At 69.3% G+C, this 20,717-nt stretch carries 18 protein-coding genes and 1 pseudogene; 4 read left to right on the top strand and 15 right to left on the bottom strand.

Features of this window, described 5'->3' with window-relative positions; translation table 11 throughout:
- Window positions 1-41 precede the first annotated feature (41 nt).
- Complete coding sequence (locus RM704_RS35145; protein ID WP_033527828.1) at window positions 42-1,697, top strand: PucR family transcriptional regulator; 1,656 nt, start codon at window positions 42-44, stop codon at window positions 1,695-1,697.
- 199 nt (window positions 1,698-1,896) lie between these two features.
- Here RM704_RS35145 and RM704_RS35140 read toward each other — a convergent pair whose 3' ends face one another.
- Window positions 1,897-2,385, bottom strand: a complete 489-nt coding sequence (locus RM704_RS35140; RefSeq protein WP_078937158.1) for a GNAT family N-acetyltransferase — start codon at window positions 2,383-2,385, stop codon at window positions 1,897-1,899.
- A 308-nt stretch (window positions 2,386-2,693) separates the two neighbouring features.
- Here RM704_RS35140 and RM704_RS45225 point away from each other — a divergent pair.
- A pseudogene (locus tag RM704_RS45225) lies at window positions 2,694-2,885 on the top strand (SCO family protein); the annotation flags it as partial.
- 96 nt (window positions 2,886-2,981) lie between these two features.
- On the opposite strand, the gene RM704_RS35135 reads toward RM704_RS45225, so the two are convergent.
- Both RM704_RS35135 and RM704_RS35130 read right to left on the bottom strand, forming a co-directional pair.
- Window positions 2,982-4,352 (bottom strand): RICIN domain-containing protein, encoded by a 1,371-nt coding sequence (locus RM704_RS35135; protein ID WP_052146077.1) that lies wholly within the window; start codon window positions 4,350-4,352, stop codon window positions 2,982-2,984.
- Window positions 4,353-4,383: 31 nt separating this feature from the next.
- Window positions 4,384-5,814, bottom strand: a complete 1,431-nt coding sequence (locus RM704_RS35130; protein WP_033527829.1) for an endo-1,4-beta-xylanase — start codon at window positions 5,812-5,814, stop codon at window positions 4,384-4,386.
- An 896-nt stretch (window positions 5,815-6,710) separates the two neighbouring features.
- Here RM704_RS35130 and RM704_RS35125 point away from each other — a divergent pair.
- Window positions 6,711-8,177: a non-reducing end alpha-L-arabinofuranosidase family hydrolase gene (locus RM704_RS35125; protein ID WP_033527830.1), complete on the top strand. Its 1,467-nt coding sequence runs from the start codon at window positions 6,711-6,713 to the stop codon at window positions 8,175-8,177.
- Window positions 8,178-9,077: 900 nt separating this feature from the next.
- Here the strand turns inward: RM704_RS35125 and RM704_RS35120 are convergent.
- Window positions 9,078-9,614, bottom strand: coding sequence for a DUF2087 domain-containing protein (locus tag RM704_RS35120; protein WP_033527831.1), 537 nt, complete (start codon window positions 9,612-9,614; stop codon window positions 9,078-9,080).
- 110 nt (window positions 9,615-9,724) lie between these two features.
- Window positions 9,725-10,336, bottom strand: coding sequence for a 3'-5' exonuclease (locus RM704_RS35115; protein ID WP_033527832.1), 612 nt, complete (start codon window positions 10,334-10,336; stop codon window positions 9,725-9,727).
- Between the two features lie 176 nt (window positions 10,337-10,512).
- Between RM704_RS35115 and RM704_RS35110 the strand changes: the two genes are divergently transcribed.
- A complete protein-coding gene (locus RM704_RS35110; RefSeq protein ID WP_033527833.1) occupies window positions 10,513-10,893 on the top strand; it encodes a winged helix-turn-helix transcriptional regulator in 381 nt (126 codons plus the stop codon).
- Window positions 10,894-10,922: 29 nt separating this feature from the next.
- On the opposite strand, the gene RM704_RS35105 is transcribed toward RM704_RS35110, so the two are convergent.
- The 10 genes from RM704_RS35105 to RM704_RS35060 form a co-directional block, all read right to left on the bottom strand.
- Entirely contained in the window at window positions 10,923-12,176 is a 1,254-nt protein-coding gene (locus RM704_RS35105; protein ID WP_052146078.1) for a sulfate adenylyltransferase subunit 1, read from the bottom strand.
- A 2-nt stretch (window positions 12,177-12,178) separates the two neighbouring features.
- A complete protein-coding gene (cysD, locus tag RM704_RS35100) occupies window positions 12,179-13,114 on the bottom strand; it encodes a sulfate adenylyltransferase subunit CysD (RefSeq protein WP_033527834.1) in 936 nt (311 codons plus the stop codon).
- The gene (gene cysC, locus RM704_RS35095; protein ID WP_052146079.1) at window positions 13,111-13,689 is read right to left on the bottom strand and encodes an adenylyl-sulfate kinase; all 579 of its coding nucleotides are present in this window, start codon (window positions 13,687-13,689) and stop codon (window positions 13,111-13,113) included. Before cysC ends, cysD begins: the two co-directional genes overlap by 4 nt.
- A 7-nt stretch (window positions 13,690-13,696) precedes the next feature.
- Window positions 13,697-15,028 carry an MFS transporter gene (locus RM704_RS35090; RefSeq protein ID WP_078937159.1) on the bottom strand — a complete coding sequence of 444 codons (1,332 nt, stop codon included), beginning with the start codon at window positions 15,026-15,028 and terminating at the stop codon, window positions 13,697-13,699.
- Window positions 15,029-15,076: 48 nt separating this feature from the next.
- Window positions 15,077-15,838 (bottom strand): class I SAM-dependent methyltransferase, encoded by a 762-nt coding sequence (locus RM704_RS35085; protein ID WP_033527835.1) that lies wholly within the window; start codon window positions 15,836-15,838, stop codon window positions 15,077-15,079.
- A gap of 73 nt (window positions 15,839-15,911) precedes the next feature.
- Window positions 15,912-17,081 (bottom strand): hypothetical protein, encoded by a 1,170-nt coding sequence (locus tag RM704_RS35080; protein WP_052146081.1) that lies wholly within the window; start codon window positions 17,079-17,081, stop codon window positions 15,912-15,914.
- A gap of 40 nt (window positions 17,082-17,121) precedes the next feature.
- Window positions 17,122-17,853 (bottom strand): SDR family NAD(P)-dependent oxidoreductase, encoded by a 732-nt coding sequence (locus RM704_RS35075; protein ID WP_033527836.1) that lies wholly within the window; start codon window positions 17,851-17,853, stop codon window positions 17,122-17,124.
- Window positions 17,850-18,602 carry a sulfotransferase-like domain-containing protein gene (locus tag RM704_RS35070; RefSeq protein WP_033527837.1) on the bottom strand — a complete coding sequence of 251 codons (753 nt, stop codon included), beginning with the start codon at window positions 18,600-18,602 and terminating at the stop codon, window positions 17,850-17,852. The genes RM704_RS35075 and RM704_RS35070 overlap by 4 nt, the downstream gene beginning before the upstream one ends.
- Window positions 18,603-18,627: 25 nt before the next feature.
- Window positions 18,628-19,866, bottom strand: a complete 1,239-nt coding sequence (locus RM704_RS35065) for a transaldolase family protein (RefSeq protein ID WP_033527838.1) — start codon at window positions 19,864-19,866, stop codon at window positions 18,628-18,630.
- A 69-nt stretch (window positions 19,867-19,935) separates the two neighbouring features.
- Window positions 19,936-20,622, bottom strand: a complete 687-nt coding sequence (locus RM704_RS35060) for an HAD family hydrolase (RefSeq protein WP_157856707.1) — start codon at window positions 20,620-20,622, stop codon at window positions 19,936-19,938.
- Window positions 20,623-20,717 lie beyond the last annotated feature (95 nt).

The raw sequence follows: 20,717 nt of genomic DNA, 5'->3' as shown, positions 1-20,717 counted from the left end.
CTCCCGGCTTCGCTCGGGCGGGGCACCCCCATGGAGACACCGTGAACGACAGCCGTTCGACGGCACTACCGCCGGACACGGGCGGCCCGGACCGCACCCCGCCCGCCCGCGCCCTCAGCGTCGCCGACGTCCTTGCTCTGCCCGTCCTGGCCGCCGGCCGGCCCCAGGTCGTGACCGGCGTGACCTCGCTCGACCGACCGGTCCGCTGGGTCCACATCACCGAGCTGACGGATCCCGCGTCCTTCCTCAAGGGCGGCGAACTCGTCCTGACCACCGGCATGCCCCTGCCCGAGGAGTCCGCGGGCATCCAACGCTACGTCGACGAACTCGCCCGCATCGGGGCGGCCGCCCTGGTCATCGAACTCGTACGGCGCTACCACCGCCCGCCCGACGCACTCGTCCACGCCTGCCGCACCCGCGGGCTGCCCCTGATCACCCTCGCCAAGGACGTCAACTTCCTCGAGGTCACCCAGGTCGTCCACGGCCTCATCCTCGGCCACCAGGCCGAGGCGATGCGCCGTACCCAGCGCATACACGAGGCGTTCACCACGCTGACGCTGCGCGGCGCCGGACCGGAGGACGTCATGCGCGCGGCAGCCGAGATGAGCGGCCGCACGGTAGTCCTGGAAAATCTGGTCCACCAGGCACTGATCTGCGAACCCTCCGGCGCCACCCTGGAGGAAGCGCTCACCGACTGGGAGCAGCGCTCCAGAGCGACCCCGCCCGGCGACCGCACGAACCGATGCGGGCCGGAAGGCTGGCTCACCGCATCGGTCGAGTATCAAGGTGAACGTTGGGGCCGCGTGACCATGCTGCCCGTCCCCACCACCGAACCGGCCTTCGGACCGGAGCACCTCACCGTCCTGGAAAGGACGGCGATGGCCCTGACCGTCGCGCGCCTCACCCACCCGACCCCCTGGGAAAGCACCGCTCACCGCAACGCCCTGCGCGATCTCGTCGAGCAGCGCCACCGCTCCGCAGCGGACGCCTGCGCCCGGCTGGCCGCACTGGGCCTGCCCACCGAGAACAGCCGCTTCCTCACGGTCGTGGTGGACCTCCCCGCGACAGACACCACAGCGCGTCCCGAGGCCCATCTCTCCCAAGTCCTGCGCGCCACGGGAATCCCGGCACTCATCGGCGAACTGAACCCCGGCCGCCTGGGAGTACTGCTCGCCCTGAGCCCCTCACACCCCTGGCAACCCGTGGTCGAACGGCTGAGCCTCGTGGCGCGCGACCTCTCCCCGCGGGCCGTCGTGAGCGTCGGCTTGGAGGTCGACCACCTCACCGACACTCCCCGTTCCTTCCACCAGGCGAGCCGCGTGGCCGAGGCCACCCCACCCGACCAGCCTCTCCCCCCGGGCCGCTCCTTCCACGAACTCCGCGATGTCGACCTGCGCCGCCTGCTGTACGCGCTCCGCGAGGACACCCGGATCCAGGAGTACGCCGAACGACGACTCGGCCGGCTCCTCGATCACGACGCCCGACACGGCACCGACCTGCTGACGACCCTCCGCCACTACCTCGACGCGGCCGGCAACAAAACCAGCGCCGCCCGCCGCGGCGGTCTGTCGCGCGAGACGTTCTACCAACGCCTGCGCACCATCGAACGCCTCCTCGGCTGTGACCTCGAATCCGGGGCACAGCGCACCGAACTGCACGTGGCCCTCACGGCTCTCGACATGCTGCGAGTCCACTGACGGCTCCGAGAAACCTCGCCTCCACGGAGCGATCAGGGGTTCAGGGCCGGTGGGCAGTGCGCAGTTCGTGTCGGCTGAAGCGAACCACATCGAGCCGCCTCCGCCCCGGGTTGCTCGGCCGCCGCTGAAACTTCCGCCCTACGCTCTTTTGCCGGCCACCATGCAGACGAAGCCGGCGCCCCGCCGACCGGCACCGTTGTCATTCCGAAGGGATGCGAAACTCGAATTCGGGACGGTCCCACGGCACGGCGGGCGGGTTCGCCAACGCGGTCCCGGTCCGCACCGCACCGACACGGTGGTAGAAGTCCTCGGCGGGAAGGTGCGACACGACCTTGACACGGTCGAGCCCGGTGGCACGGGCCTCCGACTGCATGTGCGCCACGAGCAGCCGTCCGATACCCCGTCCTTGCGCTTCGTCGGCGACGAACAGCAGGTCGAGCTCCGGTGGCGCGAGGACGAGCGAGTAGAACCCGAGGATCCGGCCTCCATGCTCGTCGGCGCCGACGGCCACAAAGGCGCGGTGGGCCTCGATGTAATCAGGGCCAACCCTGTAGCCCGCCACTGCGGCCGCGTACTTACCCGCGTAGGCGCCTGAGCCACGCACGAGCCGCGTGAGCCGTTTGGCATCCCGCGCGACGGCCCTCCGTATCGTGATCGGCCGGCTGATCGGGGAAGTGCGTGAACTCATCGGGAGAGTATGCCGCACCGGAGAGTGCCTTCCTGCGGCGGGTCGACTGCTCGGACAGACGTCCCTGCACCAGGACTCCGCCTGCACCACGGAAGCGAGAAAGCCGGCGTCCTCGCTGTCCAGGCCGCTCCCCCGCGGGGCTCGTCCGGCGGCGGACTCACTTGGGCACCCAGCCTCGCAGCGAGGTGACGACCAGGGGCGGAGCGAAGGCCGGCCAGCCGATCGGCCAGAGCCACGGAAACACCACTCGCACCTCTGTACGGAAAGCCGCCCGGGCGGCGAAGAACCTGCACCCCTGTCCCCGTGCGATGCCACACAGTTGCAGGGGGAGGAGGCCGATGAGCTGTGCCCCTCTCTACATCACGGTCGACCCCGATCGGGACACTCCGCGGGTCCTACGGGACTTCCTGCGCGTCTGCCCTCGGTTCACGGGGCTCACCGGCTCGGCCGACGCCGCCGAGCGGGTCACAGGGGAGTTCCGGGTGTTCGTCCGACGCAGGGACGATCCCACCGCCCAGCGGTCCCCGACCCGCCGTGACGGCCATCGTCGGAGTGGAGCCAGGATCGTCCTGGCTCCACTCCGTGGTGCCGGTGTGTCACTGGAACTGCGCGAAGAACCTCCAGATCTCTCCCTTGGTCCAGGTGGTGACGCCGCTTTCACCGGAGGAGCCGTCGACCGGACCGGGGATGTGGCCTCCGTCGAACGCGGCCCACTGGACCGGGTATCCGGCACGGCAGCCCGAATAGGTGGTGGTGATGTGCGTCCGGCTGCCGGGGCCGGGCTCGCGCGGGCTCTGGGGCGTGCAGCCGTTGTTGCTGACGAATTTGTCGCGCAGTGACCGTCCCTGCCCGATGTTGAGGACGGAGTCGCTGATGCCGTGGATCCCGAAGTAGGCGATGGGCTGGGTGCCACCGCTGCATCCGCTGATCTGAGCGCCGGAGATGACCGCGACGGCCCTGAAGACGTTCGCCCGGCTGCAAGCGAGTGCGTAGCTCATACCGCCGCCCCAGCTGAATCCCGTGGCGAAACGCTGGGCCGGGTTGACACAGAGGCCGGCCTCGATGCGCCGGATCATGTCGTCGACGAAGGTGACGTCCTCACCGCCCGAATTGGCCCAGCCGTTACCGAGGCCTTGGGGGGCGACGAGGATCGCGCTGTTGTTGGACTGTTCCTGTTGGCCGTAATAGGACCAGGCGTTCCCGCTCGTGCCGCCCGAGGCGACGTCGCCGGCGGTTCCGCCCCGCCAGTGGAACGCGAAGATCAACCGGTAGGGGCGGCTGTTGTCGTAGTTGGCGGGAACCCTGAGGATGAAGCTGCGGCTCTTGCCGCCGCTCTGAATCGTGTGCGTACCGCTCGCCAGGGTCGGGGCGCTGCCACATCCGCCGCCGCCACCGGACGACAGCTTGACCATCTGCCATTGCTGGTTGGCGCCGCCCCAGTCGGTGTACTGGACGACATTGCCGCCGTCGGCGGTGGAGGCGCCCTGTACCTCCACCGCCTTGCTGCTGGAGCGGTTGATCAGCCGGACGTGACCCCCGTCGGAGTCGGCCAGACGGAACTGCTGGTTGGCCCCGTTGTGGTCGGCCCACTGCTGGATCGCGGCACCGTCCGCGGTCGAGGCACCGGCAACGTCGAGGACCTTGTTCGAATGCCGCGCCTTGAGGCGGTAGAAGCCGTCGCCGGAGTCCACGAACTGCCACTGCTGGTCGGCTCCGTCGTCGCGCGTCCACTGGTTGACCCGAGCGCCGTCGGCGGTGGACGCGCCGGAGATGTCCAGCGCCTTGCCGCTGTTGCGGTTGACCAGGACGTACCAGGCGTTGGGGTCCACCGTCGCCGCCTCGGCGGGCGCCGGATTCACCGCGCCGAGCATGCCGATCGCGAGGGTCGCGGCCACCACGGCGGCGACTCGGGACCACCAGCGGTGTCCGCGTGGAGGGGCGGGGGAAGCCGCACCGTAGGTCTTCATCGATTCACCCTCTCGTTCGAGGCAGGTCCCATCAGGTGCGGGTCCAGCGTTGGTTGCCGCCGTTCGAGCAGGAGTAGAGCTGGATCAGGGTGCCGTTGGCGGTGCCGGCTCCGACGGCGTCGAGACAGAGGCCGGATTGGACGCCGACGATGGATCCGTCGGAGTTGAGGCGCCACTTCTGGTTGTCGCCGCCCCAGCAGCCGTAGATCTGGACCTTGGCGCCGTTGCCGGTGCCGGCGGCGTCCAGGCACTTGTTGCCGTAGACCCTGAGCTCACCGGCAGCGGTGTACGTCCACTGCTGGTTGGTGCCGCTGTGGCAGTCCCACAGGTCGAGCTGGGTGCCGTCGGTGGTGGTGGAGCCGGGCACGTCCAGACAGCGGCCCGAAGCGACGCCCTTGACCGGTCCGGCATCGGACGGGGGCGTGGGGGAGCCACCGTTGAGTGCGTTGAGGACGGCGGTGTAGGCGGGCTTCTTGCTGCCGTCGCCGTTGAACAGCAGCGGCGTGTGCTCCGGTCGCCAGGAGTCGGTGTCGCGCACCCCCCAGACAGTGATGCCGAGGCAGCGCGGGACGGCCAGACAGTCGTTGATCACGTTGGCGTAGGTCGTGGCCGATGCGCCCTGGATGTCGAGCTCGGTGATGGCCACGTCGACGCCGAGGGCGGCGAAGTTCTGCAGGGTGGTACGGAAGTTGCTGTTGTAGGGGCTGCCGCTGTTGAAGTGCGACTGGAACCCGACACAGTCGATCGGCACGCCGCGCTGCTTGAAGTCCCGGACCATGGCGTACATGGCCTGGGTCTTGGCCCAGGTCCAGTTCTCGACGTTGTAGTCGTTGTAGCAGAGCTTGGCGGCCGGGTCCGCGGCGCGCGCCGTGCGGAAGGCGACCTCGATCCAGTCGTTGCCGGTGCGTTGCAGGTTGGAGTCGCGTCGGGCTCCCGAACTGCCGTCGGCGAAGGCCTCGTTCACGACGTCCCACTGGACGATCTTGCCTTTGTAGTGGCCCATCACGCCGTTGATGTGGTCGATCATCGCCTGGCGCAGTGTGCCGCCGCTGAGGCTCTGCATCCACCCGGGCTGTTGGGAGTGCCAGGCCAGGGTGTGACCGCGCACCTGCTTGCCGTTCTGCACCGCCCAGTTGTAGACGCGGTCACCGGCGGTGAAGTCGAACCGGCCCCTCTGTGGCTGGGTGGCGTCTATCTTCATCTCGTTCTCGGCCGTCACCGAGTTGAACTCACGGCCCGCGATCGTCGTGTACGCGGAGTCGCCCAGCCTGCCCGAGGCGATGGCGGTGCCGAAGTAGCGGCCGCTCTGCGCCGCCGCGGCGCCGAGCGTGTACTCGGCGGCGTGCGCGGTCGGCGGCCCGACCAGTGCGGCGGCCGCACCGAGGACGCCGACGACCAGCGCCAACAGCAGGCTGCGGATCTTCCGGCGGTGAACGGGTCTGGCCAAGGCATACGAGCCCATGACTGTGCCTCCAAGATGGACATCACGCAAGGACAAGAGCGCAGAGGAAGACGTGGTCCGCTCCCGTTCGGCGGACGGACGGGGCGGGTCGGAATCCGGGCAGCACGCGATCACCGGGTGCCGCGGTCACGGGAGCGGGACGATCTCAACCGGCCCGGACGGCACTCGGCCGGCCGTCGGGGGACGTACGGCGGGCGGCGGCGCTTCGGCACAGACATGGCGGAACTCCATCGCGGCTCGACCGGGGATCGCCGCACGGCGCCGCATCCCTCTCCGACTGCGCGAAGAGCCAGGATGCGCTGGTGCGAACCTCCCGGAACGAAAGGGGGGTGGCGCGGGTGCTCTGGTGCGCGGATCAGCCCTGTCGGCTGCGCATGGACCTGCCGTGCAGGACAGATCTCGCAGGACCCATACACAGGTTCGACATCTCGAACCAAGGCCGGTTACTCAGACAGGGATGATTGAGGCGTTGACGATGCATCGTCAATACTCTCCGCAGAAGAAGTTTCGGTTTCTGGTCCGAAACATTCTGAAACCCGGCGAGCCGGATGTCCTGCCCCGGTGCCGCCATCGACGGGGGTTGAGGGCCGGACCGGGGCGATCGCACGGACACCGCTCGCTCGGCTTCCCTCCTGCACGGGGACGCTTCGGCTGGCGAGTCGGCCCGGAAAAGTCGAAGCGACTCCGGCCGGCGCGGCAGCTTGGCAAGCCCAAGAGGGAAGCGCTGTTTGTAGACAGTTCGGCGCCAGGCCTTGACCGAAGGACTCCGCATTCCTAGCTTGTGGCGTCGAAGCATCCGGGATTTCTTCGAAAGTTTCGAGCTTGGCCCAGCGCCCCCGGCCCGTCCGCTACGTGGTGCATCAGGGTCATCTCTCCCCCCTTAAGGAGGCCCTCAGATGGGGTTTCGCCACTCGCCCCCCGTTCGCCTGAGACGCTTACTCGCTGTTCTCGCGCCCTTGCTGCTCGTGGCCACCTTCCTCGGCGCGCAGCCCGCCGCCGCGGCGACCGTCGACCCCAACGCCTCGTACGTGCTGGTCAACCGCAACAGCGGCAAGGCCCTGGACGTCTACAACCTGGCGACGAACGACGGCGCCCGGATCACCCAGTGGACCAGGAACAATCAGGCCCAGCAGCAGTGGCAGTTCGTCGACTCCGGGGGCGGCTACTACCGCATCAAGTCCCGGCACTCGGGCAAGGTCCTGGATGTCCACAACTGGTCCACCGCGAACGGCGGCTCGATCGTCCAGTGGGCCGACCTGAACGCCACCAACCAGCAGTGGCGGCTGGCCGACAGCTCGGACGGCTACGTCAGACTCGTCTCGCGCCACAGCAACAAGGCCCTCGAGGTGCAAGGCGCCTCCACCGCCGACAACGCGAACGTCGTCCAGTACGACGACTGGGGCGGCACCAACCAGCAGTGGCAGCTCGTCAGGGTCGGCGGCGACACCCCCGGCACGTGCGATCTTCCGTCGACCTACCGCTGGACATCTACGGGCGCGCTGGCGCAGCCCAAGCCGGGGTGGGTCTCGCTCAAGGACTTCACCGTCGCTCCCTACAACGGCAGGCAACTCGTCTATGCGACGACGCACGACACGGGGACCAGTTGGGGTTCGATGAACTTCGGCCTGTTCACCAATTGGTCGGAGATGGCCTCGGCCAGCCAGAACACGATGTCCGCCTCGACCGTCGCGCCCACGCTCTTCCACTTCGCGCCGAAGAACATCTGGGTGCTCGCCTACCAGTGGGGCGGGACGGCCTTCTCCTACCGGACGTCGAGCGACCCCACCAACCCGAATGGCTGGTCATCCCAGCAGGTGCTCTTCTCCGGAAGCATCTCCGACTCCGGAACAGGGCCCATCGACCAGACGCTCATCGGTGACGGGACGAACATGTACCTGTTCTTCGCCGGTGACAACGGCAAGATCTACCGGGCCAGCATGCCGATCGGGAACTTCCCGGGCAGCTTCGGCACGACCTCGACCGTGGTCATGAGCGATACGACGAACAACCTGTTCGAAGCCCCGCAGGTCTACAAGCTCCAGGGCCAGAACCGCTACCTCATGATCGTCGAGGCGATCGGTTCGCAGGGCCGCTACTTCCGCTCGTTCACGGCCACCAGTCTGAACGGCTCATGGACCCCCCAGGCCGCGACCGAGAGCAATCCCTTCGCGGGCAAGGCCAACAGTGGCGCCACCTGGACCAACGACATCAGCCACGGCGAGCTGATCCGCACCAGCGCCGACCAGACCATGACCGTCGATCCCTGCAATCTGCAGTTGCTCTACCAGGGACGCAGCCCCAACTCCGGCGGCGACTACGGTCTCCTGCCCTACCGCCCGGGGCTGCTGACATTGCAGCGCTGACAGCGTGACACGAGCCCGGCCCCGGTACGGAGCCGGCGTCGTGGGCTCGGCACGAGGCCGAGCCCACGCGGGTCACACGGCAACGCCGGCACCCGTACGGCGACGGGCGCGGGGTCGGGGTTCAGAGCCAGGCCGGTGGCGCTCACCACCGGCTCGCCGCCGACGTCGCCCATGAACCGCGCAGCCCCCCGGCCTCGTCGCCGGCGGGGCTGCACGTGGTCGAGGTGGAGGCGACCACTCTGACCGGCGCCGCCGTCGCCGAGCGCCGGGCCGAGCTCCGCGCCGCCGGGTTGAGCGTACGCACCGTCCCCGGCCTCGCTCCCCTGCCGGTCCGCACCGACGCCGACCGGCGGCACCAGGCCCTCGGCGACGCGCTGAGCAACGCCACCCGCCACTGCCGCCCCGGGCGACGCCGTCACCCGTCACACCTCCGCCGCGCGTTCCGAAGCGCTGGCCGAGGGGCCCGACACCGGCCCCGGCGCTCCTGCCGACGAACTGCCGTACGCCTTCGCCCGTCTGTGGCACGGGGCCCGCGCTCGTCCCGGAGACGGCGGCGGCATCTGGCCGGCCGTGGCCGAGGGGCTGATCACCGCCCACGGCGGCACGGCCATCGGGGACTCCGGACCGATGGCGGGACACGGATGCCCCTCCGGCCGTCCAGAGCCGTGACCGACGGGTCACAGCTCGGCTCCGGTCCCTGGCACTGAGCCGCGAATTACCTCCCCGGGGCCTCCGCTACTCAGCGCCCTGGACTCGGAACGCTGAAGCCGGAGCCCGCCACTTCACGGGCGAGGCGTCTGTCCGCGCGGCCGGTGACCACGATCCGTCGGAGCGAGGCCGCCGGTGTAGGGGGAGCCGCCGACGGGCGCCGTCACCGCGACGCGGACCCGCCCTCGACCGTCAGACTCGTCGATAGGCAGTGCCCGACTCGTTTCTGCGCAACAGACCCTCGTCCACCAGGGCACGGCGCAGGCTCACCCAGTCGTCGAACCATTCGCCGCAGATCGCGTTGACCTTGGCCTCGGAGTACGTCACGCCCGGCTCGAAGGAGTCCTGCACCACGGCCAGAACCCGGCTGCGTACCTCCGCCTTGCCCGGAATGGACGTGAGCCGACCTCGGCGGAAGTAGGAGCCCGCCCCGTCTCCGCTGCCGCGACCGGAGACGTTGACCTCGGCCTGGACCGCGAGCCGGAAAGTGTCGTCGAGCAGCGTGTACGTGCGCTTCTCGCTGTCGTAGGCGGCGATCCGGCCGTCCGTCAGCTTCCGCAGCGCCGCGGCGGCGGCCGGTGGGCGGAGCTTGGTCAGTTCGGCGACCTCCGCCACGGAGGTCGCGCCGAGGGCGAGGGCCGCGTAGGCGGCGCGCCGGTCGGTCTGGGCGAGGAGACCGACCAGGTCCCGGCAGGAGGGTGAATGGCCTTCGGTGAGGGCCGTGTCCATGGTGTCCGTTCCGGTTGTCGTTCCGGGCGCCGATCGTCGGTGGGGTCTCGGGCGCCTCTACAAGTACCGCCGTCTCGGGCTGCGGGGTACGGGGTGGTCGCGTGCGCCCGCTACGGCTCACGATGGTCGCTCGGTCTGGACACCTGTGGCGGTGAGGGCCATGCCCCGCGGGCCGACAGTTCGAGGACGAGTGCCGCGATGTTCCACGCGTCGTCCTCACCGCGGTGATGGCGTCCTTCGAGCGGCAGTCCGGCGATGCGTAGGGCGTGGCTCATGCCGGGTTTCCTGCGCAGCCCGTACGCCGCGGTGAACACGGCCTTGGCATTGGTGTGGGTGCGTTCCGTCGGATAGCCGAACGGGTAGGCCACCCTGTCGGCCTGGCTCTGGCGAGCGAACTGCCGGCGGTCGTACTCGCCCCAGCTCGCCCAGGGGCGCTCCCCCGCCCCGTACTCCTCGACGAGGATCCGGCATGCCTCGGCGAAGGTGACGCCCCGTTCCACCTCTGCCTGGGTCAGGCCGGTCAGTTCCGTGCAGAAGTCGCTCACCGCCGACCTCGCGGGGCGGACCAGGACACGGTGCCGGGACAGACGGCGCCGCCTCGACACGTCCACGACGGTGAGACCGATCTCGATGATCTCGTTCACGGAGCCGGGCGGTGGTTGTCCGTCCCAGCAAGTGGCTTCCACATCGATGACGTTCAGCAGGGCGGATTCGTGGCGCATGGGGACGAGGGTAGGGACGCGCCTCCGGTACCGGCACCTCGATTTCCGCTCGCGGGGGTCGGCGTCGGTTCGCTTCCGCGGAACCAGGACCCACGCGCTCTCTCGTGGTTACTATGAAACTTTAAGGGAGTGGCATTGACCTGGAAGAACGCACTTTTCAGTGACTGGGGAACCTGATGGTGGCCAAGCAGTACACGGGCTCGCCCGAAGACGCGGACCTGAGGCGCGCGGACTCGCTGGCGCGAGAGATCTTCTCGGACGTCGCCAACAAGTGGGCGCTCCTGATCATCGAGGGGCTCGGAGAACGCACCCTGCGCTTCAGTGAGTTGCGCAACGAGGTCGAGGGCATCAGCCACAAGATGCTGACCCAGAACCTGCGCATGCTGGAGCGCTACGGACTGGTCGAGCGGAGGGTGCACCCCACCGTGCCGCCGCGGGTGGAGTACACCCTCACCGAGCCGGGCCGAGCTCTGCGCGCCACGGTCGATGGCATGTGCGACTGGACCCACCAGTACCTCGGTCACATCGAGGCAGCCCGCCGTCGCTTCGACGTCTGACGGGTGCACAGCACTACCGGTCGGTCCAGTCAGCGCGGGTCCGCCATGCCGGCCGCGAACGTCGTGCCGTCGGACGGGTCGATGAGGAGGAAGGAGCCGGTGCGGCGGGAGTCGGCGTAGGAGTCGAGAGCGACCGGTTCGGCGGTGCGGATCCTGACGCGCCCGATGTCGTTGGCGACCAGACTGCCGGGGGCGGGGTGCTGCGCGAGAGTGTCGAGGGTGAGCCGCGACGGGATCTCCTCGACGATCGCCCTGACCGTGCGGGTGGTGTGCTTGAGCAGGACGCGCCGACCGACGGTGAGTGGCTGGTCGGCGACGTGACAGACGGTCGCCTCGACGCTCCGGGTGAGGGCGGGCGCCTGCTCGCTCGCCACGATCAGGTCACCGCGCGCGATGTCGATGTCGTCCTCCAGCAGAACGGTCACCGACTGGGGTGCCCAGGCGACCTCGGCCGGCCCGCCCAGTTCGTCGATGGCCCTCACGGTCGAGGTACGGCCGGCGGGCAGGACGGTCACGCGGTCGCCGACGCGCAGCGTGCCGCGGGCGATCTGGCCCGCGTAGCCGCGGTAGTCGGGGTGTTCGTCGGTCCGCGGACGGATCACGTACTGCACCGGAAGACGGGCGGGTTCGCGTGCCGTGTCCCGCTCCACGGGGACCGAGGCGAGGTGTTCGAGGAGGGTGGGGCCGCCGTACCAGTCCATGTTCGCGGACGGCTCCACCACGTTGTCGCCCGCCAGCGCGGAGATCGGGATGGTGGTGACCTCGTCGGCGCCGAGAGCGCGGGCGTAGGCCGTGAACTCCTCGGCGATCGCGGCGAAGACGGACTCCTGGTGGTCGACGAGGTCCATCTTGTTGACGGCGAGCACGATGTGCGGGACCCGCAGCAGCGCGGTGACGGCGGCGTGGCGGCGGGTCTGCTCGACGACGCCGTTGCGGGCGTCGACGAGGACCACGGCGAGGTCGGCGGTGGAGGCGCCGGTGACCATGTTGCGGGTGTACTGCACGTGGCCGGGGGTGTCGGCGAGGATGAAGCGGCGGTGGGGCGTGGCGAAGTAGCGGTAGGCGACGTCGATGGTGATGCCCTGTTCGCGCTCGGCCCGCAGGCCGTCGGTCAGCAGGGCGAGATCCGGGGTGGCGGTGGCGGATGCCTGTGTGACGGCAGCCAGTTGGTCGGTGAGGATCGACTTGGAGTCGTGCAGCAGGCGGCCCACCAGGGTGGACTTGCCGTCGTCGACCGACCCGGCCGTGGCGAACCGCAGCGTGTCGATGGTGGTGGTGCTCATGGCTAGAAGTACCCCTCCCGTTTGCGGTCTTCCATCGCGGCCTCGGACAGTTTGTCGTCCGCGCGCGTGGCACCCCGCTCGGTGAGCCGGGAGGCGGCGATCTCGGTGATCACGGCGTCCAGCGTGGTCGCGTCCGAGTCGACCGCGCCCGTGCAGGACATGTCGCCGACCGTCCGGTACCGCACCTGGCGCTTCTCGACGGTCTCCCCCTCCTTCGGGCCGCCCCACTCACCGGCCGTCAGCCACATCCCGGCCCGCCGGAACACCTCGCGCTCGTGGGCGAAGTAGATCTCCGGCAGTTCGATGCCCTCGCGGGCGATGTACTGCCAGACGTCCAGCTCGGTCCAGTTGGAGAGCGGGAAGACGCGGACGTGCTCGCCCGGTGTGTGGCGGCCGTTGTAGAGGTTCCACAGCTCGGGGCGCTGGCGGCGCGGGTCCCACTGGGAGAACTCGTCCCGCAGCGAGAACACCCGCTCCTTGGCGCGCGCCTTCTCCTCGTCGCGGCGGCCTCCGCCGAAGACGGCGTCGAACTTCTCCGCCTGGATCTTCTCGGTCAGCGGCACGGTCTGCAGGGGGTTGCGGGTGCCGTCGGGGCGTTCGCGCAGGACGCCGCGGTCGATGTAGTCCTGGACGGAGGCCACGTGCAGCCGCAGCCCGTGCGCGGCCACGGTGCGATCGCGATACGCCAGCACCTCGGGGAAGTTGTGTCCGGTGTCGACGTGCAGCAGGGAGAAGGGGACCGCCGCGGGGGCGAAGGCCTTCAGTGCCAGGTGCAGCATGACGATGGAGTCCTTGCCGCCGGAGAAGAGGATCACCGGCCGTTCGAACTCGCCCGCCACCTCGCGGAAGATGTGCACCGCCTCGGACTCCAACGCGTCCAGGTGCGACAGGGTGTACGGACTGTCGGTCTTCCCGGAGACACGGGTGACGGTCGTCATGCCAGACCCCTCTCGGTGAGCAGCGCGTACAGCGCCGTCGCGGACTCCCGCACGGACTGGTGCTGCGAGTCGATCCGGAGATCGGGCGACTCCGGTTCCTCGTAGGGGTCGTCGACACCGGTGAGCCCGGAGATCTGCCCCGCGGCCTGCCTGGCGTACAGCCCCTTCACATCGCGCACGGAACACACCTCGACCGGCGTCGCCACATGCACCTCGACGTACGGCGTCCCGCTCGCCCGGTGACGCTCCCGGACGGCGGCGCGGCTGTCCGCGTACGGCGCGATCACCGGCACCACTGCCAGCACCCCGTTGCGGGCGAGGACCTCGGCGACCAGGCCGATGCGCTGCACGTTGGTGTTGCGGTCCGCGCGGGAGAAGCCCAGGCCGGCGGAGAGGAAGCGGCGGATCTCATCGCCGTCCAGCACTTCCACGCGGCGGCTCCGGGAGCGCAGCAGAAGCGCCAGTTCGCGGGCGATCGTCGTCTTGCCGGCGCTGGGCAGACCGGTCAGCCATATCGTCGCGCCCGGCCGGCAGGTGCAGTAGATGCCTGGGGTGGTCCGGGCGTCGGTCTTCATCGTGCTGCTAGGCATGGGAGAGGTCCTTGTCGCTGGTGGGCGGCGGGCCGGTGCGGCCGATGGCGCTCTCGGGTGACCCCTCGTGGGGGAGCTGCAGAGTCAGCGCGCCCAGGACCAGGGTGGTCACGGCGATCACGACGTAGTACCAGGTGAAGTCCCCGGTCCATGACTTGAGGAAGCCCGCCGTGTAGTTCCCGACGATTCCGCCGAGCCCCTGCGTCACGTTCGTGACGCCGAAGATGACGGTCGCGGCGGCGCCGGAGGCGGTTTTCGACACATAGGCGGGAACGAGGCCGTAGATGGGATAGAAGGCGAGGGCGAAGAGGATTCCGGAGACCATGGGGAGATAGCCGATCGGCGCCACCACGAGCAGGACCGCCGAGACGAAGAACATGCCGTAGCACAGGACCAGCGACGTGCGTACGCCGATCCGGTCGGAGAGCCAGCCGACGGCGAATCCCGCGAACATGCCGATGACGCCGATGACGCCCCACACCTGTGCCGCGAACCCGATGTCGAAGCCGAGTCCCTCCCGCAGGTAGGGCGAGAGATAGTTCTGGAACGGCATACAGGCGAACCCGTTGAGGAACTTCATCACCCAGACGATGACGACCCACCGGACGAGCACCATGCGCCAGCCCGCTCGCGCGCTGTCGTCGCGGTCCGCGGTCCGCGGGGTTCCGGGGTCCTGTGCGTCCTGTGGGTCCTGTGCCTGCTCGAGGTTCCGCTCGCTCCGGAACAGCCCCAGCCGGTGGAAGGCGAAGGCCGCGATCGCGGTGGAGGTCAGGGTGCCGAGGCCGACGCAGTACCAGAGGCCGCGCCAGTTGCCCCCGCCGACGAACGAGGGGACCAGGAGGCTGTTGACGAAGACGCCGTAGCTGGTGCCGCTGGAGATCAGTCCCAGCACCTTGCCGCGGTGTTCGTAGTCGATGGTCCTGCCGACGATCTCGACCAGCGGCACATAGACGGAGGCCGCCGTACCGCCCATGATCGTCAGCAGCACACCGATGACGACGATGCTGTCCGTCAGCGGTATGAGGACCAGGCACAGACCGCACAGGGCGGCCGAGCCGATGGTCACCTGGCCGCCGCCCACGCGGGTCGACAGCCAGGTGCCGAGCAGCGCGAACAGCAGGAATCCGAGCTGGCCGGACGCCGTGACCGTGCCGACCACGGTGTAGCCGAACCCGAGATCCTTGCGCATGTCCGTGACGATCTGCGCGAAGAGATAGAACCCGAATCCGTAGGTGGCCGCCACGAAACTGGTCAGGAGCGCCGTGATGACGAACGCCGCGACGAGTCGTGAGCGTGGTGTGGGTGGCGATGTCTCGGGTGCCACAACCGCTGCCTTTCTCTACCGGTCCGACCGTGGTGGGGGCCGGTCGTGTCAGGGCTTCCTGGCGACGTGGATGATGAAATCGGTGGCGTCCTCGTCGAAGTCCCGGTCGAAGTCGCCGAATTCCTCGACCGAGGCGAATCCGGAGTCGACGAGCAGGTTCGACAGCTCGGCGGACAGGATCGGGTACACCTCCAGATGGTGGGTGTCGCCGCTGGGGAACTCGTACCGGAAACGGCACAGTCGGTCGTCGATGTGCGCGACCGAGACCGAGGCCCCCGCACCGCAGTAGTAGTAGTTGCCGCTGCTGCGGTACCGGTGGCGGCGGATGGCGTCGAAGTTGCGGTGGTCGACGACGAGCACACCACCGGGGTTCAACGCCTCGTGGAACTCGGCGAGGACCGCTCGGCGCTCGGACTCCCGGAAGAGATGGGGGAAGGAGCTCCCGAGGCAGACGATCGCGTCGTAGCGGCCGTCGATGTTCTCCCGCAGTCGTCGCCAGTCCGACCGCACGATGGGGAACGTCCTGCCGTGGCGGGCGGCGTTGAGACGGGTGCGTTCGATCATCTCCGCGCTGCCGTCGACCGCGGTGACGTCGAAGCCGGCCTGGGCCAGCGTCACGGCGTGGTAGCCGGTGCCGGCCGCGACGTCCAGGACCCGACGGGCTCCGGCCCCTGCCAGGATGTCGACGAAGAAGCCCTGTTCGGACTCCCTGCGGCGGTCCCAGTCGATGAGGTCGTCCCAGTGGTCCACGAGCGTGCGGACGTACTGGCCGGCGAAGTCGTCCGCCGAGGGGGCGGTGTCGGTGGTCATGCGTGTCTCCCCGGTCGTCTGTCGGTGTGAGGGGGATCGATCGCCCCGGGGCGCGCACCTCGGGGCGGCGGGTTCAGCGGAACCCGGCGGCGAAGGCGGCGTACTTGCGGCCCAGTTCGTCGGCCCAGTCGGCGCAGTCCCCGAGCTTCATGCTGGGGCAGTCGTATCCGAGCAGCCGGTTCATGACGGACATCTCCGCCTCGGTGAAGTGCACGGTTCCGTCGTCGTCGATCCGGTCGATGCCGTCCGCCCGCTGGCAGTCCTCGTTGAGCCGGACGGCCTCCTCACGGGTGAGCCCGTCCGGCAGGTCGAGCGTCCCGCCGTCCCGGTGGACGCGGACCGGGTATCCGCCGGGAAGCCCGCCGGGCGCGGGGGCGTGCGCGAGGACGCCGCTGTCCGTCGCCATGCCGTGGAGGACCCGCACGGCGGAGGACGCGGTGAGCAGTTGGCCGTCGATGCCGCCCAGCCGCTTGAGCCGGTGGTCGAGCTGGGCGAACAGCGCGTGGTGGTCGATCTCGGCTCGGGTGTCGCCGCCGTCGACGCGCACGTCCAGGTGGTACGCGCCCTTGCCCGCGTCGCCGAAGCGGGGGACGTAGTGGCTGAAGTAGTGCTGGGCCACCAGCCGCAGCTCAACGTCGGCCGGGTGCTCGCCGAGGAGATGCGCGGCCCCGTGGGTGAGGGCGGGCACGATGTTGGCGACGTTTCCCACGCCGATGGTCGGAGCGAGGCCGACCTTGTCGAGCACGGGACCCACGGCGTCCGGGAAGGCGGCGTTCACCACCCTCGTCTCGACGCCGGACTCCCGCACGGCCCGCATCAGCAGGTGGTTGAGCGTCAGATGCATGGGCAGCCAGGGCCCGAACTGGGCCTCGTCCAGCTCCTCGAACGTCTGCTTGGGCAGTTGGGTGATGACCCGCCACGACTGGAGGGAGCCGCCCATGAAGACGATGTCCGGGCGCACGCGTGCGAGGGTCTCGGCCGTGGCCTCGACGTTCCTCAGGTCCATGTGCACGGTGTCGACGCTGCCGTGCCGGCCCAGGTTGGTCGCGGTGAACAGGGCGAGGTTGCCCCGCCTGCGGATGGTCTCGGTGTCTCGCCCCGCCAGCACGACCCGGTCGGTCGCCGGGTCGGCGAGCAGCATGGTGAGGACCTTGGCCGAGAGGTCCCCCATGCCGACGAGCATGATGAGGGGTTTCTTCGCGGGGCTCTGCGCCGTGCCCCGGGTGCGGGAGTGTCGGCTCACCGTCTTCAGCCTTTCTCGGTCAGCGGTCAGCGGTCAGCGGTCAGCGCGGGTAGCAGCCGTTGTCGGCGCGCAGCAGGGCACCGGTCAGGGTCCGTGACCGGTCGCTCAGCAGGTAGGCGCACACGTCGGCGACGTACTCGGGCAGGATGTCGCCGTCGAGCAGCTCCTGCCGCTTGTACTCGGCGTACCGGTAGTCGGGGATGCGGTCCGCGATGGCCGTACGGACGATCAGCCCGGGCGAGACCACGTTGACCCTGATGTAGGGGGCGAAGTTCATGGCGTTGGACTTGGTGAGCCCGATGACGCCCGCCTTGACCGTGCCGTACAGCGCGTCGGAGCTGCCCACCTCTCCGGCGACCGAGGCCAGGTTCACGATCGCGCCGCGCCGCTCGGCGGGCAGGAGATGGCCGGCGAAGCGGCGCGAGAGCCACACCGGGCCCTTGATGTTGACGCCGATGACCCGGTCGATCGTCTCGTCGTCGTACTCCCACACCGGTTGTCCGAGGTAGAGGCCGGCGTTGTTGACGAGCCCGTCGACGTCCGGGTGGGCCGCGAGGACCGCGTCCATGAACGCGTCGCAGTCCTCGTGCGAGGCGATGTCGCGGACGTGCGTCTCCAGTGGTCGGCCGTCGTGTTCGTCGGCGAGGGACTTCAGTCCGGCCTCGTCGATGTCGCAGGTGACGACCGTCCTGCCCTCGTCGAGGAGCCGGCCCACCAGGGCCCGGCCCACTCCTCCGGCTCCGCCGGTGACGATCACGGTGTGGGCGCTCACAGCGCCACCTCCTTCGCCGGCCGGAGCCGGAACTGGTCCAGGTGTTCGTAGAAGGGCACGCAGTGGCGCACGAACTCCCGCAGGTGTGGCATGTCGGCGTAGCCGAACCGGTAGTTACGGCTGGGGGCCCGGATGCCGCTGCTCGCCGAGACGTCGGTGTGCCATCCGCTCCAGGTGGTCCACTCCGGCCGCTCCCCCGCCGACCAGCGGAGGGCTTCGGGCAGGAAGGGCACGCCGATCGCCTCGCAGTAGGCGGCGATGGTCTGCGTCGGCCGGTCGGCCAGGTCCGCGGCGTTGAGGACGAGCGGTACGGTGCCCGTCAGTTCCCTCACGTGGTCGAAGAGCCGGGCGAGTTCCTCGTAGCCCAGTACGTCGCGCGTGACGTCGGGGTGCACGGTGGCATGGGAGAGGACCGCTTCCTCCGGGTCCCGGATCAGGAAGGTGTTGACCTGGCTCCGCAGGTAGGCGGGGTCGGCCAGCAGGTGGTCCAGGCAGTGGTAGGGGAAGTCCTTGTGGAACACGGGCTGTTCCCGCCGCGCCTCCTCCATCGCCCTCTTGATCTCGGGGTAGGTGAGCGGGTGTCCCGGCTGGGGATTCTTGTGGGGGATCGCGGCGCGTTTCTCGTGCATGAAGAAGACGTAGGCGAACTCCTCGTGGAAGACCTTGAAGTCGCCACGCTCGATGAAGGACCGTTCGAGCGCCGTAGACATCGACCTGGGATGACTCCACAGCGCGATGGACGGGTGCATGGGGGCTCACTCTCCTCGGGCCGTGTCAGCGGGTGCTTCCGGACAGCAGCAGCGGCTGCGCGGAGTCGGACATCGTCTGCAGCTGGTGGGCGATGAAGTCGAGCAACTTCCTGGTGTTGCCGAGGACTTCGGCGTAGGTCTCGATGAACGAGCCGTAGTGCGAGAACTCGTCCACGCCCATGCCCTGCGGGTCGTAGGCCCGGTGGAAGGAGGGGAGCCACATCAGCTTCTCCAGCACCCGCGCCGGGACCTCGCGCTCGATGGCGTCGGCGGCGAAGGCCGGCAGCTCGTGGTCACGGCGCATCACATCGGCCACGAACCGCGGCTTGCAGGTGTAGGCGATCGCTCCGCCCGCGCTCTCCTCCAGGTGCATGCTCAGCGCCCCGGAACCCGCTGCCGGGTCCTCGACCTCCAGGCTGGACAGCAGCAGCTTCACCGGGTGGCCGTGTTCCGCGATCCGGCGGTGGACACGTTTGAGGATGGCGACCTCGGCCCAGCGGATCTCGCTCGAGGTGAGGTCCATGCCGCGGATGGCGGCCTCGCACCGGAGATCGGTGTTGGCGCCGAAGCGCCCGGTCATGTGGGTGAAGACGGCACGCCACCGGTCGGTCGCGATGCCCCGGCGGCGAGCCTCGGCGAGCCCGGACTCGACGGCTTCGGCGCAGGCGAGGAACTGCGGAACGGTGTACGAGAGCGTGTTGTTGACGGAGGTCCCGCGGGCCACCAGCTTCCGGATCACCTCGTAGCCGGCCGCGGAGCCGGGGACCTTCACCATCAGGTTGGGTGCTATCCGCGCGATCCGCAGTGCCTGTTCGAGCATCGGGTCGGCGTTGAACATCAGCCGTGGATCGAGCTGGCCGGAGACCCAGCCGTACCGGCCCTCGCTGGCCTCCCACATCGGCAGCATCCGCGCGGCCGCTCGGCGCAGGGCCTCCTCGTACACCAGACGGAAGGTGCTCTCCACGTCGGGGAGGCTCTGGCTGCGGATCGTCTCCCTGATCTCCGCCCGCCACATCTCGGGCGAGGCGAGAATGCTCTTCGCCACCAGTGAGGGGTTGGTCGTGATTCCGCGGACCAGCGAGGTGCCGGGTTCCTCCGGACAGAGAAAACGGTCGAGTTGACGACTCCAGCGGTAGCGCGATTCCTTGTCCGGCGCGCCGTCCAGGAAATGCTTCCGCCACCGGGGGAAATCGAGCGGTGAGGAGTCCCACCAGATTTCGGCGGCAGGGCTGACGCGCTGCAGTTCTTCGAGAACGATGGGCATGTGAGGAGTACCTTCCGGTCTGATCCCCGAACCCGGGGAAAGACGGCACACATACTGAAGCAGGCCGTTCTAGCGAGCCGATATCGAACCGCTCACGGGCCGTCCCGCCGGCCCCGTCGCGAGCAGAGCGGGAAGCGCGTCCATCGACTCGAAGGTGACCGCGCCGGCCGCCGTGAGAGCGGTGGCCGTGCCGTTCTCGGGCGGCGCGTAGCCGAACACGGTCATGCCGGCGGCGACCGCGGCCTGCACGCCGACCAGGCTGTCCTCCACGACGACGCACCGGTCGGCCGGAACGCCCAGATCACGCGCGGCGTGCAGAAACAGCCCCGGGTCGGGCTTCCAGGCGCCGACCTCGTACGCGCTGTAGATGCGGCCCGCGAACCGCGGCAGCAGGCCGGTCAGTCCGAGCGTGTGCTCGATCTTGTCGCGGGGTGCGCTGGAGGCCGTGCAGATCGGCACGGTCAGCTGGTCGAGCATCTGCGGCACCTGGGGCACCGGCCGCAGGGCGACGGTGAACAGGGCGGCCGCCCGCCGGCGGAACTCCGGCACGAAGTCGGGTGCCAGCGGCCTGCCGAGTTCCGTTTCGAGCTCGGAGACCCAGGTGGCGACCTTGCGGCCACGGATGAAGGCGAGCGCGGCGGCCGGCGTGAGGGCGAGGCCCTCGTCGGCCGCCATCTCCAGCATGGCCTGTGAGCTGAGCTTCTCGCTGTCCACCAGCACGCCGTCGCAGTCGAAGATGACCAGACTCTTTTCCACGGCCAGGGCCTTTCGTCGAGATGCGAACGAATCCCAGAGCACCACGGCCGTCTCACGATTCACTCCTCGTTGGATATCACGGGGATCAGCGCGGC

The organism is Streptomyces gottesmaniae, assembly GCF_031845845.1.
GTDB lineage: Bacteria > Actinomycetota > Actinomycetes > Streptomycetales > Streptomycetaceae > Streptomyces > Streptomyces akebiae.
The sequence above is the reverse complement of the archived record's forward strand: the minus strand, read 5'-3'. Positions and strand labels throughout refer to the sequence as shown.